This is a genomic window from Achromobacter sp. KK8, assembly GCF_054188005.1.
The window spans coordinates 5,969,706-5,984,809 of sequence record NZ_CM135178.1 but is presented as its reverse complement, the minus strand read 5'-3'; the positions used below and the strand labels follow the sequence as shown (position 1 = coordinate 5,984,809).

Sequence of the window (15,104 nt, the reverse complement as noted above, 5' to 3'; positions counted from 1 at the left end):
CATGTTCATGAGGAATTTTGGGATAGGCCGCGCCGCGGCCGCGCTGCTGTTGTGCATGGCCGCCGCATCGCCCGCCCAGGCGGCGTTTCCGGAGCGGCCGGTCAAGCTGGTCGTGCCGTATACGCCGGGCGGCGCGGCCGACCTGTTGTCGCGGGTGCTGGCCGAAAGGCTGTCGCAGGAACTGGCGCAACCGGTGGTGGTGGAAAACAAGCCGGGCGCCAACACGATGATCGCGGCCACGCAAGTGGCGCGGGCGCAGCCCGATGGCTACACGCTGTTCCTGGCCAGCAATGCCAGCATGGTGCTCAACCCCATGCTCTATCGCAAGATCTCGTACGACGCGCAGCGGGACTTCCGGGTGCTGTCGGTGGTGGCGGAATTGCCGCTGGTGGTGGTCGCCAACAACAGCGTGCCGGCCTCGACGCTGGCGCAATTCGTCGACTACGCCCGCGCCCGCCCGGGCAAGTTGAACTATGCCTCCGTGGGCATCGGCAACCCGCTGCAACTGGCGACCGAACTGCTGAAGTCGCGCACCGGCATCGACGTGGCGCATGTTCCCTATAACGGTAGCGCGCCGGCATTGAGTTCGCTGATGGCCAACGACACCCAGCTGATGGTGGACGTCATCAGCACGTCATTGCCGCTGGTTCGCGAGAACAAGATCAAGGCCCTGGCCGTGACCGGCGCCCAGCGGCTGCCGGTGCTGCCTGACGTGCCCACCGTGGCCGAGAGCGGGTTCGCCGGCTTTCGCGCCGCGACCTGGTTTGGCGTGGCCGTGCCGCGCGGCACGCCGCCGGCCGAGGCGGACAGGCTGCGCGAGGCCGTGGCCGCGGTGATGCGCCAGGCGGATTTCCGCGACCGCTTCCAGGCGCAAGGCCTGGTGATCCAGGCGCCGCGCGGCCAGGCCGAGGTCGACGCCTATCTGGCCGAGGATCGCGAGCGCTGGAATGGGGTGATCCAGGCCAACCATATCCGCCTGGATTGAGAGGCGCGCGTCAGGCCAGCAACGCCGGCATTTCGGCGGCCGCGAAATCCAGGAAGCGCCGCAAGGCCAAGGGCGCGCCGCGGCGGGCGGGCATGACGGCGTAGATGCGTGCCGGCGCGGCGCGCCAGGCGGGCAGCAATTGCGCCAGGTCGCCTTTGGCCAGGGAGCCTGCGCACAGGTAGTGCGGCAGCAGCGCCACCCCCAGTCCGGCGCGCGCCATTTCGCGCAGCGCCGCCAGGTTGCTGCTGAGGCAGCGGGGGCGGAATTCGATCGATTCGGCCTCGCCCGCCGGGCCGACGAAGTGCCAGCTCTGCGGGCTGTCCTGGGTCGCATGGGCCAGCAGCGGCAGCGCGTTCAGGTCGCGCGGATGGCGCGGCGCGGCCCGGGCCATGGCGGGGGCTGCGACCAGGATCAGCGGCACCGGCGCCAGTTCGCGCGCCACCAGCCGCGAGTCGGTGAGCGAGGCGCCCTGGGCGCGGAAGGCCAGGTCGTAGCCTTCGCCCACCAGGTCGATGACCTGGTCGCGGGTGTCCAGCAGCACCCGCACGCCGGGATGCTGCAGGCAAAAGCGAGCCACCAGTTCGCCCAGCAGCGTCACCGCCAGCGCCGAGGGCGCCGTCATGCGCAGCAGGCCGCTGGGCGTGTCGCCCATGGCGGCCGCCAGGTCGAAGGCGCTGCGGGCCTCGCGCGCCATCGCCAGCGCATGCACGTAGATCTGTTCACCCATGGGCGTGAGCGAGACCCGCCGCGTGTTGCGCTGGAGCAGCCGCAGGCCCAGGCGCGCCTCCAGCTCGGCCACGCGCCGGCTGAGCTTGGAGCGCTGCATGTTGAGCACGCGGGCGGCGGCGGAAAAGCCGCCTTTTTCCACCACCTCGGTGAAAAGCAGCAGATCGTCGAGGTGATGGATATAGGAATGCATGGGGGCTGGGCGAGTGATTGTCCTGTAGCGCAGGACAATTATTCCTGAAATTTGGCTCTACTGTGCCGGTGGCGGAACCCATAAGCTCTGCGCCAATTTGTCATCAGGCCATACATCCTTGACCATCCGCCTCAGCCCGCCCGTCGCCCGCCCGTTCGAACCCGAGGGCGACATCTGTTCGTACCGGCATTTTCGGCATTCCGATTTCCCCCAGGGCATGTCGCCGCTGGTGCTGGTGGACCACTTCATCATGACCGGGCCGGCGGTCGCGCCGCACCCTCACGCCGGCATATCGACGGTGACGCTGCTGCTGGAAGACACCCAAGGCGGCCTGCGCATCCGCGACAGCCTGGACAACGAACACGAAGCCCGGGCGGGCGACCTGCACTGGACAGTGGCCGGCCGCGGCATCGTGCACGGCCACGAATTGGTGGGCGCGGCGCGGCTCAATGGCCTGCGGTTGTACGTCAACCTGCCGGCGCGACTGAAATCGATGCCACCATCGGCAACGCTGGTGCGGGGCTGGGAAATGCCGGTGCTGCAAAGCGATGCGGGCCGGGTGCGGGTGGTGTCGGGCCGCTACGACGGCTGGGACGCGCCGCTGGCGACGCCCGAGCCGCTGCTCATCCTGGACGGCTGGCTGCGGCCGGGAGCGTCGCGCCTGGTGCCGCTGCCTGCGGGCTGGAACGCATGGTTGTACGCGGCGCAGGGGGAACTGGGCGTGCGGGCACGGCATGAGACCACGCCGCCGCCGCGACCGCCGGTAGAAGCGGCGCCGGTCATTCCGGCGGCACGGTTCCGCCCCGCCGGGCGCGCGGCGACGACCGGTCGGCGCGCGGCCGATCCCGATTTCGCCGTCCTGCCCCCGGGCGCGGCGCTGACCGCCACGGCGGACCGCGACGGCTTTCTTCAACTCCTGGCGGCGGGCGCGCCGGCGCACTTCATCCTGGTGGCCGGAGCGGCCATCGACGAGCCGGTGATCCAGCGCGGCCCCTTCGTCATGACGGACGCGCGCGCCCTGGCGCAGGCCGTCGCGGCCTACGAAGCGGGCGACTTCGGCCAGCTGCGCCAGGAGAGCGGCGTGCCGGGCTGAGCAAGGCGCCGCCCGGTGACAGCGGGCTGTCAGGATAGGGGACAGATCTGTTGTGTGATGGCAACAAAATGGCTTTCTATATAAGGGACGCAATGAGAATGATTTCTCTTTATATAGAATTCAAAACGCACGATCTCAATCCCTCCCATGGTGAACGGGCTCGACAAGGCCGGCACGACCGGCCCTGCCGCAGTTCGAGTGGCAAGCCGTTACCCGCGTGACCCCCCATCGGGATTTTTGCGATTCCCAGCTTCTCGCGAAGCGCCCGCCTACTGACTCCCGATATGAAAATACGAACTCTTGCGTGCGTGGTTGCGGCCCTGCCGTACACCGCCATCGTCCACGCCCAGTCCGCCGCGCCCGCCGCCGACGGTTCCGTCGTCTCGATGGAAGCGATCAAGGTCGAGGCCAGCGCCGACGCCTCGGCCGGCGGCCTGGCCCAGCCCTATGCCGGCGGCCAGGTGGCCCGCGGCGGCCGCGTCGGCGTGCTGGGCACGCAAGACATCATGAGCACGCCGTTCAGCGTCACCAGCTACACCAACGAGCTGATCCAGGACAAGCAGGCGCGCAGCGTCGGCGACGTGTTGCAGAACGATGCCGGCGTGCGCGTGGCGCGCGGCTTCGGCAACTTCCAGGAGTCGTACTTCATCCGCGGCTTCATTCTGAGCTCCGATGACGTGGCCTACAACGGCCTGTACAGCCTGCTGCCGCGCCAGTACATCGCCACCGAACTGTTCGAGCGCGTCGAAGTGCTGCGCGGGGCGTCGGCCTTCCTGACGGGGGCGGCGCCCAGTGGCGGCGGCATCGGCGGCGTCATCAACCTGGTGCCCAAGCGCGCGCCCAACGAGCCGCTCACCCGCTTCACCACCGGCGTGTCCAGCGGCGGCCAGTTCTCCGTGTCGACCGACATCGCGCGCCGTTTCGGGCCGGACGACAGCACCGGCATCCGCCTGAACGTGGCCAACCGCAGCGGCGACACCGGCATCGATGACGAGCATTCCCGCACCAGCCTGGTGTCGCTGGGCCTGGACTGGCGCTCGGCCGACACGCGGTTGTCGGCGGATATCGGCTGGCAGGAGAACAAGCTCAAGCGCGCGCGGCCGAACGTCACGCTGCGCGGCGTGACCAGCGTGCCGGACGCTCCGGATGCCAGTTCCAACTACGCCCAACCCTGGTCGTACTCGAACGAACGCGATGTGTTCGGCACGGTGCGCGCCGAGCACGATTTCAGCGACAAGCTGACCGGCTGGGCCGCCTTCGGCATGCGCCGCAGCGACGAGGCCAATTCGCTCGGCAACGTCACCGTGACCAATGGCAGCACGGGCGACGGCAACTTCTATCGTTTCGACAATACCCGTGAAGACAGCGTGAACACGGGCGAACTGGGCCTGCGCGCCAAGGTGCGCACCGGCCCGGTCGGCCACGAATTCGTCGCGTCCGCGTCCTTCTTCGATCTCAAGAAGAAGAACGCGTACGTCATGGACTACCTGAACACCTTCCCGACCAACATCTACGACCCGGTCAGCTACGACCGTCCCGCCTACGGCTCCAAGGCGCTGTTCGGCAACGACCTGGACGATCCGGCGCTGCAGGGCCGCACCCGCCTGAGCAGCTATGCGTTCGGCGACACCATGTCGTTCCTGGACGACAAGGTGCTGCTGACGCTGGGCATCCGCCACCAGCGCCTGTCGCAGCGTGACTACGCCTACAACACCGGCAAGGAGCAAAGCGCCTACGACGCCAGCCGCAACTCGCCGGCCGCCGGCATCGTCTTCAAGGTGGCGCCGAGCGTGTCGCTGTACGCCAACTACATCGAAGCCCTGGTGGCCGGCGATACGGCGCCGCAGACGGCCAACGGCAAGCCCGTGCCCAACGCCGGCCAGAGTCTGCAGCCCTACGTGTCCAAGCAGAAGGAGATCGGCGTCAAGTACGACGGCGGCGGCCTGGGCGCCGGCCTGGCGCTGTTCTCCACCGACAAGCCGCGCGCGGCCTACAACGCCAGCAACGCATTCACCGCCTCCGGCAAGGACCGCCACCAGGGCATCGAACTGACGGTGTTCGGCGAACCCGTCAACCGCGTGCGCGTGCTGGGCGGCATGACCTTCCTGGACGCCAAGCAGCGCTCCACCGGCAACAGCGCCATCGACGGCAACCGGGTCATCGGCGTGCCGCGCTTCCAGGCCAACCTGGGCGCGGAATGGGACATTCCCGGCGTGCAGGGCCTGACGGTGGATGGGCGCGTGGTCTACACCGGCGCCTCCTATGCGGACGACGCCAACACCCTCAAGGTGCCCGGCTGGACCCGCTTCGACGCCGGCCTACGCTACATGATGGACGTCGACGGCCACGTGGTGACGCTGCGCGCCCGCGTCGAGAACATCGCCAACCGCAACTACTGGTCGTCGGTGGGCGGCTACCCGGGCAACGGCTACCTGGTGCTGGGCGGCCCGCGCACGTTCTCGCTGAGCGCCAGCATGGACTTCTGAGCGCGGATGCCCGCCGCCAGGCGGGCGCCGCGCAGGCCAGGAAAGGCAACGCCCCGGCGGTCTAGGTCATCAGCCAGCCGCCCGCCACGTCCAGCACCTGCCCGGTCACGAACCGCGCCTGGTCCGACGCGAAGAACAGGCAGGCGTCCGCCACTTCCTCGGGCGTGCCGAGCCGGCGCAGCGCGGTGACCTCGGCCACCGCGTCGTTGATCTCCTTGGGCACGCTTTTCAGCAGCGGCGTGCTGATGCGCCCCGGCGCCAGGCCGTTGACGGTGACGTCGTGCTCGCCCAGTTCCGCGGCCCAGTGGCGCGTCAGGCCCAGCAGCGCCGCCTTGGTGGCGGCGTAGTGCGCGGCGACGATGTCGCAATAGGCCTTGCCCGCCACCGACGACATGTTGATCACGCGTCCCTGGCGCTGGCGCACCATGTGCGGCGTGGCCAGGTGGGTCATGTAGAACACGCTGTTCAGGTTGACCGCCACCACCTTGTCCCATTCGCCCGGCGTCATCTCCCACACCTTCAGCGCGCGGCCGTCGGTCTTGGGCGAGATGCCGACGTTGTTGACCAGGATGGTGGCCGGCCCCAGGTCGCGCGTGATGCGCTCGTAGGCGGCCTGGCACTGGTCGAAATGCGAGACGTCGGCATGCACGAAGCTCACGGCGTGGCCGCGCTTCTTCAGCTCCTTCTCGTAGGCCTGGCCGCCCTGCGAATTGAAGTCGATCAGCCCGACCTTGCCGCCTTCGGCCAGGAAACCCTCGACGATGGCCGAACCGATGCCGCCGACGGCGCCGGTGACGATGATGACCTGATCCTGGAAGCGCGCGCTCATGCCCGCACCTTCAACATGATCTTGCCGATGTGCCGGCTGCTTTCCATCAGCGCGTGGGCCTGGGCCGCCTGTTCCAGCGGGAACACCTGGTGGATCAGCGGCAGGCAGCGCCCCTGTTCCATCAGCGGCAGCACCTTGTCGGCCAGCGCCTGGGCGATGGCGCCCTTGTCTTCGTCGGAACGCGGACGCAGGGTGGAGCCGGTGAACGACAGCCGCTTGGTCATGATGGGCAGGGCGTCGATTTCGGCCTTGCTGCCTTCCAGGAAGGCGATCTGCACCAGCCGGCCATTCACCGCCAGCAGGCGGATGTTCTTGTTGATGTAGGCGCCGCCGACCATGTCCAGGATCACGTCCACGCCCTGGCCGCCGGTGGCCTGGCGGATGTCGGCCTCGAAGTCGGTGTCGCGGTAGATCAGCGCGTGCTGCGCGCCGGCCTTAAGGCAGGCCTCGGCCTTTTCCTGGTTGCCCACCGTGGTCCAGACCTCGGCGCCGAAGGCGCGCGCCAGCTGGATCGCGGTCAGGCCGATGCCGCTTGAGCCGCCGTGCACCAGGAACTTCTCGCCAGCCGCGAGGCGGGCGCGCTCGAACACGTTGGTCCAGACGGTGAAATAGTTTTCCGGGATGGCGGCGGCGGACAGCAGGTCCAGGCCGCGCGGCACCGGCAGGCAGTGGCGTTCGTCGGCCAGGCAGTACTGGGCGTAGCCGCCGCCGGGCGTCAGCGCGCAGACCCGGTCGCCGACCTGCCAGCGCGTGGCGTCGGGACCGACGGCGACGATGGTGCCGGCGACCTCCAGTCCCAGGTAGGGCGAGGCGCCGGGCGGCGGCGGATACGAGCCCGAGCGTTGCAGCACGTCGGGGCGGTTGACGCCGGCGTAGGCGACCTCGATCAGCACCTGGCGGCCGGCGGGCGCGGCCATCTCGCGTTCGGCCAGGCGCAGGCAATCGGGCGCGCCGCCGGTGCCGTGGTCGATGAATGTGCAGCGTAGAGACATGAATGCGGTCCTTCGGATTTCAGTGGCCCAGATAGGCCTTCTTGACATGGGGGTCGGCCAGCAGCTCGGCGCCGGTGCCCGTGCGCACGATGGCGCCGTTCTCCAGCACGTAGCCGCGGTCGGCCAGGCGCAGCGTGCGGAACACGTTCTGCTCCACCAGCAGCACCGTGACGCCGTGCGAGGTGACGTCGCGGATGATGTCGAACATCTGCTGCACCAGCAGCGGCGACAGGCCCAGCGAAGGCTCGTCGAACACCAGCAGCTTGGGGTCGGCCATCATGCCGCGCGCGATCGCCACCATCTGCTGCTCGCCGCCGGACAGCGAGCCGGCGTACTGGCCCAGGCGCTCGCGCACCCGCGGGAAGATCTGCAGCACTTCCTCCAGCTTGCGCTGCACGATGGGGCGGGCGGCGCGCTTGTACGAACCCATCAGCAGGTTGTCGCGCACCGTGAAGTGCGGGAACAGCTGGCGGCCCTCGGGAATCATGGTGATCCCGGCGTCGACGATGTCGTAGGGCGTGCGGTTGGTCAGGTCGAGGCCCTCGAACTCGACCCGGCCGGCGGTGGCGGGAACCACGCCGCACAGCGTCTTCAGGGTGGTGGTCTTGCCGGCGCCGTTGGCGCCGATCAGCGTCACGATCTCGCCGGCATTGACCTCGAAGTTCAGGCCGTTGAGCACCTGGCTCTTGCCGTAGCCCGACGACAGATCCGAAACCTTAAGCATCCTGGTACTCCTTGCCCAAATAGGCCTCGATGACGGCGGGGTTCTCGACCACGTCCTTGGGGGCGCCGCTCACCAGCACCGCGCCTTCGTTCAGCACGATGATGCGGTCCGACAGCGCCATGGTGGCCTGCATCATGTGCTCGATCAGCAGCACCGACACGCCCGAATCGCGGATGCGGCGGATCATCTTGATCGACTTCTCGATGTCGGTGGGGTTCAGCCCCGCCATGACCTCGTCCAGCAGCAGGATGCGCGGCCGGATCGCCAGGGCGCGGGCGATCTCCAGCCGCTTCATGCCGCCCACCGTCAGGCTGCGGGCCTCGGTGTTCAGGTACTTGAGCAGGTCGGTTTCCTCGGCCACCTTGAGCGCGATCTGCTCGGCCTCCTCGCGGTCGGACGTGCGGATGAAGGCGCCCAGCATGATGTTCTCCAGCACCGTCAGGCCGGTGAACGGCTTGGCGATCTGGAAGGTGCGGCCCAGGCCCTGGTGCGCGAACTGGTCCGGCGTGCTGCACGAGACCCAGTTGCCCTTGGCGTCGACCATCGACACCGCGCCCTTGTCCGGCGACAGGAAGCCCGACAGCAGGTTGAACACCGTGGTCTTGCCGGCGCCGTTGGGGCCGATCATGCCCAGGATCTCGTACTGGTTCAGCGTCAGCGACACGTCGTTGGTGGCGCGCAGGCCGCCGAAGCTCTTGAACAGGTTCTCGGCCTTGAGCACCGGCTGCTCGCGCCGCGCCGCGTCGGTCGGGCGGGCCGCCTCGACCAGCTGGCGCCGGGCGCGCGGCGTGCCCAGGTAGGGCAGCCGCGCCAGGGCGCGCTCGATGGCCGGACCGAAGGCGCCGGCCAGGCCGCGCGGGATGGTCAGCACCACCGCCACCAGGATCAGGCCGTAGATCAGCCCGTGCATGCCGTTGCCCACGCTGGACAGCCAGCCGCGCGCCAGCTCGGCGATCGGCAGCACCAGGAAAGTGCCGGCGATGGGGCCGGCCACCGTGCCCAGGCCGCCGATCAGCGCGAACATCGCCACCTGGATCGACAGTTCCAGCGAGAACGCCGAGCTGGGATCGACGAAGGTCAGGTAGGTGATGTGGAAGGTGCCGATAATGCTGGTCAGCATGGCCGACACCACCGCGGCGATGATCTTGACGCGCACCGTGTGGATGCCCACGGCCAGCGCCGCGTCCTCGCGTTCGCGGATGGCGATCAGGTAATGGCCGATGCGCGACTTGCGGATGGTCCACGACACCCAGGTCACCAGCAGGAACAGCCCGAAGGCGATGATCACGTAGTTGATCTTCTCGCGGAACACGATCCAGGCCCAGCCGATGTTCAGCGGCAGGCTGATGCCGCTGGAGCCGCCAGTCCAGCTTTCCTCGTGGATCACCAGCAGCCGCACCACTTCCAGGATGGCGATGGTGGCCAGCGCGAAGAACGGCCCGCGCAGCCGCAGCGTGGGATAGCTGATGATGATGGCCACCACGGCCGAGATGGCCGCGCCCACCAGCATCCCGAACCACGGCGAGATGCCGAAGTTCTGCGTCAGCAGGGTGGCGGTGTAGCCGCCGATGCCGTAGAACACCGCGTGGCCCAGCGACAGCTGGCCGGCGTAGCCGCCGACGATGTTCCAGGCCACCGACAGCGCGGAAAAGACGAACAGCAGGACGAACAGGTTGGTCCAGAACGGCGTGCCCGTGGCGACGGGCACGATGAACATGACGATCAGCAGAATCAGGCTGACGTAGGCTTTGGGGCTTCGAAAGTCGGGAAACACGTCTCGCTCCTTGTGGCTCTGATCACTCTGTGCCGACGCCGAACAGGCCGGTCGGACGCAGGACAAGGATCAAGAGGAAGATCCCGAAATAGACGACCTCTTTCAGGTCGGGGGCGATGTAGTAGCCGGCCAGCGTATCGACGATGCCGATGATCATGGACCCGGCCACCGCGCCGTACAGGCTGCCCAGGCCGCCCAGCACCACGATCACGAAGGCGGTCAGCACGAAGTACGTGCCCACCGTCGGGAACACCGGATACTGCGGCGCCAGGAGGCCCGCGGCGATGCCGACGAAGGCGGTGCCCAGGCCGAAGGCGATGGCGTAGACGTTGTTGACGTTCACCCCCATCAGCGTGGCGGCGTAGCGGTGCTGCGCCACCGCCCGCAGCGCGCGGCCCAGGTAGGTGCGGTGCATGAACAGGTGCAACAGCACGGCCAGGCTCAGGCCGACCACGAAGGTCACCAACTGGCCGGTGACCATGGAGTAGTTGCCGACGTCCAGGGTGCTGGTGCCCAGTTGCACCGGGGCGCGGAACACGTTGGCGCCGAAGATCACCAGCGCCAGGTTCAGCAGGATGGTGGACACGCCCACCGTGGCGAAGATCTGGATGTGCTGGTCGGCGTTGAGCAGCGGCTGGATGATGCCTTTCTGCGTCAGCGCGCCCAGCGCGAACAGGATGACCGCCACCGGCACCAGGCCGATGTACGGGTGCACGCCGAACTGCGCCGCGATCAGGTAGACCGCGTACATGCCGATCATCAGGAATTCGCCATGCGCGAAATTGACGACGCGGACCACGCCGAAGATCAGCGTCAGCCCCAGGCTGATGATGGTATAGGCGCCGCCCAGCAACAGGCCGTTGATGACCAGTTGAATGAAGATATCCATGGTGCAACCTCTTGGAACGGGGCGCGTCCCGGCCGCGCGCCGTCGCCGGCGGGGCCGGGGCCGCGGGCCCCAGTGAAACGCCGGACGCCCCCGAGCGTCCGGTTTGCTGGCTTGCCGTGCCGGGCCTGCCGGGTGGCGGCCCCGGCGTTCTATTTCTTGAAGACGGGCTTGCCCAGCGCGAGGTTGTCAGGCGCGATGGTGACCAGCTTGCCATCCTGCCACTGCATCACGTAGAAGGTCGAGGCGTTGTTCTGGCCATCCTCGCCGAAGTCGAAGGCCCAGCCGTTGGCGGTCTGGCCGGCCGGCTTCTTGTACGCCAGCACGGCCGCGCGGATCTTGTCCTTGTCGGTCGACTTGGCGTTGGCGATGGCTTCGAAGAAGGCCTTGGCGCCGACGTAGTTGGTCAGGCTGTGGCCGGACTGCGGATCGCTCTTGTAGGTGGTCTTGTAGGCTTCCAGGAACTTGTCCAGGCCGGGCGCGCCGGCCGGATTGATGGACGATTGCGGGAAGTCCAGGTCGAACACGCCGTTCATGTCGGCGCCCACGGCCTTGGCGGTGTCGGCCAGCGAATAGCCGCCACCGGCGCCGATCACCACCTTGGGCTTGAAGCCGGCGGCGCGCGCCTGGCTGAAGTACAGGATGGCGTCGTTCTGGTAGGCGGTCTGCAGCACCACGTCGACCTTGGCGCCCTTCAGGCGCAGGATCAGCGAGGACAGGTCGACCGTCTTGGCCGAATAGGGCAGCACCTCGGCCACGGTGTAGCCGAGTTCCTGGGCGCGCTTTTTCTCGGTGGCGGCCACGTCGGTGCCGTAGGGGCCGTCCTCGTGGATGATGCCGATGCGCACTTCCTTCGGGTTCAGGCCCATGCCCGGCCCGATGATGTCGTGCAGCGCGTTGACCACCGACACGCCGTACAGCGCGGTGTTGGGGTTGCTGCGGAACAGGTACTTGTAGCCGCGCGTGGTGATCTTGTGGGCGGTGGCGCCCAGCTCGAAGTAGGGCACGCCGGCCAGTTCGGTCACGGGCGAGGCCGCGTACGAGATGCCCGAGGCGTAGCTGCCGAACACGCCGACCACGTTCGATGAGATCAATCGCTTGGTCTCGGACACCGCCTGGGTCGGGTCGACCGCGTCGGCCTTGATGATCTGGATCTTCTCGCCGTTGATGCCGCCGGCGGCATTGATTTCGTTGACGGCCAGTTCCAGGCCGCGATAGCTCTCCTGTCCCAGCAGCGCCAGCGCGCCGCTGAACGGGAAGAGCGCGCCCACTTTCATGTCGGCCGCCGCGGTGCCGCTGGCCATGACGCCGCACAGGCCCAGCGCGATGGCGAATTGTTTGATCTTGAACACTGTCTACGCTCCTTTGTGGGTTTGGATGCGGACTGTTGTCTGAGTCGTCCGTCTGTTTTTGAATATATGATATATGAGCCGGCGGGGTGTGAGAACCTCGTCCTGGATTCTAGTGCCGGACTTGGCCGGCTGAATCGGGGATTTCCCTCAAGCCGCATGAATAAAGCGTTTGCGGGCAGTTTTCCGCTGCGCGGCAGGGCGGATTTCGCTGTCCGGACGCTGTTTCGCGGACCTTTTCATGGCTGCGTTGATGGCAATAAAACTCCCCTTTGAATCATATATCCTATATGATCAAAAGGCGTTTGAGCATAAGAATCCAGGAGACAAAGAGCATGTTCGAGGAAGTGGATTTCGCCGGAAAAAAGGTACTGATCACCGCCGGCGCCGATGGGCTGGGCCTGGAAATGGCGCAGGTGTTCCACCGGGCCGGGGCGTCGGTGCTGGTGTGCGATGTCAACCGCGAGCGGCTGGCCGCGCTGCCGGCCGAATTGCCCGGCGTGCGCGCGGTGCATGCCGACGTGTCGGATGAAGACAGCGTGGCCGCCCTGTTCGACGCCGTGCGCCAGCAGCTGGGCGGCCTGGACATCCTGGTCAACAACGCCGGCGTGGCCGGCCCCACCGGTTTCGTCGAGACGCTCTCCAAGGCCGACTGGGATCGCACCCTGGCGGTCAACATCACCGGCCAGTTCCTGTGCGCGCGCCAGGCCATCCCGCTGCTCAAGCTGTCGCGCGCCGGCGTCATGATCAACCTGTCGTCGGCCGCCGGGCACCTGGGCTTTGCCGGGCGCTCGGTCTATTCGGCGTCCAAGTGGGCGGTGATCGGCTTCACCAAGTCGCTGGCGATCGAGCTGGGCGGCCACGGCATCCGCGTCAACGCCATCCTGCCGGGCGCGGTCGAAGGCCCGCGCATCCGCGCCGTGATCGAGGCCAAGGCCAGGACGCTGGACAAGCCGGTCGAGGAAATCGCCGCGCTCTACGAGAACCAGGCGGCGCTGGGCCGCATGGTCACCGCGCGCGACATCGCCAACATGGTGCTGTTCAACGCCAGCGAGGCCGCCCGCAGCGTCACGGGGCAGGCCATCGTGGTGGACGGCTTCACGCAGAAGCTCTACTGATGGCGGCCGATCCGCGGCGGCGCCGCGCCGCCATCATCGGCACCGGCCTGATCGGCCAGGCCTGGGCCATCGTGTTCGCGCGCCAGGGCTGGCAGGTGCGGCTGTACGACGTCGACGCCGCCATGCTGGCCGAGGCCGGCGCGCTGATCCGGCGCCAGCTCGATGCATTGCAGGCGCACGGCCTGCTGCGCGACGCGGCGGTGGCCGCCGCCCGCATCGAAGTGGCCGCCAGCCTGCCCGAAGCGCTGGCCGGCGCCCGCTACATCCAGGAGAACTCGCCCGAGCGGCGGGATCTGAAGCGCGATCTGTTCGCGCAGCTGGACGCGGCGGCCGATCCCGACGCCATCATCGGCAGTTCCACTTCCAGCATTCCCGCCAGCGAATTCACCGAAGGCCTGCCCGGCCGCCACCGCTGCCTGGTGGCGCATCCGGTCAATCCGCCTTACCTGATCCCGGTGGTGGAGCTGTGCCCGGCGCCCTGGACCAGCGAGGCCGCCATGCAGGCGGCGCGCGACATCATGCTGGATATCGGCCAGAAGCCGGTGACGATGCGGCGCGAGATCGAAGGCTTCATCCTCAACCGCCTGCAGGGCGCGCTGCTGCACGAGGCCTTCCGCCTGGCCGCCGCCGGCATCGCCAGCGCCGAGGACATCGACACCACGGTCAAGGACGGCCTGGGCCTGCGCTGGTCGTTCATGGGGCCGTTCGAGACCATCGACCTGAACGCGCCCGGCGGCATTGCCGACTACTGCGCGCGCTACGGCGGGCTGTACCAATCCATCGGCGCCAGCCAGCGCGAACCCGTGCCCTGGGACGGCGCGCTGGTCAAGGCCCTGGCGGCCGAGCGGCGCGGCCTGCTGCCGGCCGATGAGCTGACGGCGCGCCGCTACTGGCGCGACGAGCAACTGATGCGCCTGATGCGCCACAAGCAACAGCAAGACAACGGAGACGAAAATGGCTAAAGCCAAGCAGAAAGTCGTGATCACCTGCGCCGTGACGGGCGCCATCCACACGCCCAGCATGTCGCCGCACCTGCCGGTGACGGCCGACGAGATCGCCGAGGCCGCCATCGGCGCGGCCCGCGCCGGCGCCGCCGTGCTGCACCTGCATGCGCGCGACCCGCAGACCGGCAAGCCGTCGCAGGACCCGGCGCTGTTCGAGCCATTCCTCAAGCGCATCAAGGCCGAGACCGACGCCATCATCAACATCACCACCGGCGGCAGCCCGCACATGACGGTGCAGGAACGCATGCGGCCGGCCACCACCTTCAAGCCGGAGCTGGCGTCGCTGAACATGGGCTCGATGAACTTCGGCCTGTTCCCGATGCTGGGCCGCTTCCAGGACTTCAAGCACGAGTGGGAGCGCGAGCACCTGGAGAACAGCCGTTCGCTGATCTTCCGCAACACCTACCAGGACATCGAATCGATCCTGGAGCTGGGCAACGCCAACGGCACCCGCTTCGAGTTCGAGTGCTACGACATCAGCCACCTGTACAACCTGGCGCATTTTGTGGACCGCGGCCTGGTGAAGTCGCCGCCGTTCATCCAGTCGGTGTTCGGCATCCTGGGCGGCATCGGCCCGCACCCCGAAGACCTGATGCACATGAAGCGCACCGCCGACCGCCTGTTCGGCAATGAATACGAATGGTCGATCCTGGGCGCCGGCCGCAACCAGATGCCGCTGGCCACCATCGGCGCGGCCATGGGCTCGAACGTGCGGGTGGGGCTGGAGGATTCGCTGTGGATCGGGCCGGGCCAGCTGGCCGAGTCGAACCGCTCGCAGGTCGAACGCATCCGCACCATCCTGGAGGCGCTCAACCTGGAAGTGGCCACGCCCGCCGATACCCGCGCCAAGCTGGGCCTGAAGGGCGGCGACAACGTGGCGTTCTGACGCCAATCCGGGCAAGGGCGTGCGCGCCGCCGCCGGGCCGATGCCCCCGCTGATGGGGC

General features: G+C 68.0%; 13 protein-coding genes. 6 read left to right on the top strand and 7 right to left on the bottom strand.

Annotated features, from left to right (window positions below):
* The first annotated feature begins 1 nt into the window (after position 1).
* A complete protein-coding gene (locus tag ACVN9Z_RS27435; protein ID WP_020928781.1) occupies positions 2–985 on the top strand; it encodes a Bug family tripartite tricarboxylate transporter substrate binding protein in 984 nt (327 codons plus the stop codon).
* Between the two features lie 10 nt (positions 986–995).
* Here the strand turns inward: ACVN9Z_RS27435 and ACVN9Z_RS27430 are convergent, their stop codons facing one another.
* On the bottom strand, positions 996–1,904 hold the full coding sequence (locus tag ACVN9Z_RS27430; RefSeq protein WP_006387145.1) for a LysR substrate-binding domain-containing protein: 909 nt from the start codon (positions 1,902–1,904) through the stop codon (positions 996–998).
* A gap of 118 nt (positions 1,905–2,022) precedes the next feature.
* Here ACVN9Z_RS27430 and ACVN9Z_RS27425 point away from each other — a divergent pair, with 118 nt between their 5' ends.
* Together ACVN9Z_RS27425 and ACVN9Z_RS27420 are read left to right on the top strand one after the other, a co-directional pair.
* Positions 2,023–2,997, top strand: a complete 975-nt coding sequence (locus ACVN9Z_RS27425) for a pirin family protein (RefSeq protein WP_026383333.1) — start codon at positions 2,023–2,025, stop codon at positions 2,995–2,997.
* Positions 2,998–3,281: 284 nt separating this feature from the next.
* Entirely contained in the window at positions 3,282–5,483 is a 2,202-nt protein-coding gene (locus ACVN9Z_RS27420) for a TonB-dependent receptor (protein WP_006387147.1), read from the top strand.
* Between the two features lie 61 nt (positions 5,484–5,544).
* Here ACVN9Z_RS27420 and ACVN9Z_RS27415 read toward each other — a convergent pair whose 3' ends face one another.
* From ACVN9Z_RS27415 to ACVN9Z_RS27390, 6 genes are all read right to left on the bottom strand, one after another.
* Entirely contained in the window at positions 5,545–6,312 is a 768-nt protein-coding gene (locus ACVN9Z_RS27415; RefSeq protein ID WP_006387148.1) for an SDR family oxidoreductase, read from the bottom strand.
* On the bottom strand, positions 6,309–7,304 hold the full coding sequence (locus ACVN9Z_RS27410; protein ID WP_076468366.1) for an NAD(P)H-quinone oxidoreductase: 996 nt from the start codon (positions 7,302–7,304) through the stop codon (positions 6,309–6,311). Before ACVN9Z_RS27410 ends, ACVN9Z_RS27415 begins: the two co-directional genes overlap by 4 nt.
* Before the next feature lie 19 nt (positions 7,305–7,323).
* Positions 7,324–8,028, bottom strand: coding sequence for an ABC transporter ATP-binding protein (locus tag ACVN9Z_RS27405; RefSeq protein ID WP_053497052.1), 705 nt, complete (start codon positions 8,026–8,028; stop codon positions 7,324–7,326).
* Complete coding sequence (locus ACVN9Z_RS27400; RefSeq protein WP_020928776.1) at positions 8,021–9,802, bottom strand: branched-chain amino acid ABC transporter ATP-binding protein/permease; 1,782 nt, start codon at positions 9,800–9,802, stop codon at positions 8,021–8,023. The genes ACVN9Z_RS27405 and ACVN9Z_RS27400 overlap by 8 nt, the downstream gene beginning before the upstream one ends.
* 22 nt (positions 9,803–9,824) lie before the next feature.
* On the bottom strand, positions 9,825–10,691 hold the full coding sequence (locus tag ACVN9Z_RS27395) for a branched-chain amino acid ABC transporter permease (protein ID WP_006387153.1): 867 nt from the start codon (positions 10,689–10,691) through the stop codon (positions 9,825–9,827).
* Positions 10,692–10,840: 149 nt separating this feature from the next.
* Entirely contained in the window at positions 10,841–11,992 is a 1,152-nt protein-coding gene (locus tag ACVN9Z_RS27390; protein ID WP_194957170.1) for an ABC transporter substrate-binding protein, read from the bottom strand.
* 380 nt (positions 11,993–12,372) lie between these two features.
* Here ACVN9Z_RS27390 and ACVN9Z_RS27385 point away from each other — a divergent pair, with 380 nt between their 5' ends.
* Genes ACVN9Z_RS27385 through ACVN9Z_RS27375 form a run of 3 tightly spaced genes read left to right on the top strand, consistent with a single transcriptional unit; the run spans position 12,373 to position 15,045 of the window.
* Positions 12,373–13,155 (top strand): SDR family oxidoreductase, encoded by a 783-nt coding sequence (locus ACVN9Z_RS27385; RefSeq protein ID WP_054443849.1) that lies wholly within the window; start codon positions 12,373–12,375, stop codon positions 13,153–13,155.
* Positions 13,155–14,117, top strand: coding sequence for a 3-hydroxyacyl-CoA dehydrogenase (locus tag ACVN9Z_RS27380; protein WP_458212876.1), 963 nt, complete (start codon positions 13,155–13,157; stop codon positions 14,115–14,117). The genes ACVN9Z_RS27385 and ACVN9Z_RS27380 overlap by 1 nt, the downstream gene beginning before the upstream one ends.
* Complete coding sequence (locus tag ACVN9Z_RS27375; RefSeq protein ID WP_024069782.1) at positions 14,110–15,045, top strand: beta-keto acid cleavage family enzyme; 936 nt, start codon at positions 14,110–14,112, stop codon at positions 15,043–15,045. Before ACVN9Z_RS27380 ends, ACVN9Z_RS27375 begins: the two co-directional genes overlap by 8 nt.
* Positions 15,046–15,104 lie beyond the last annotated feature (59 nt).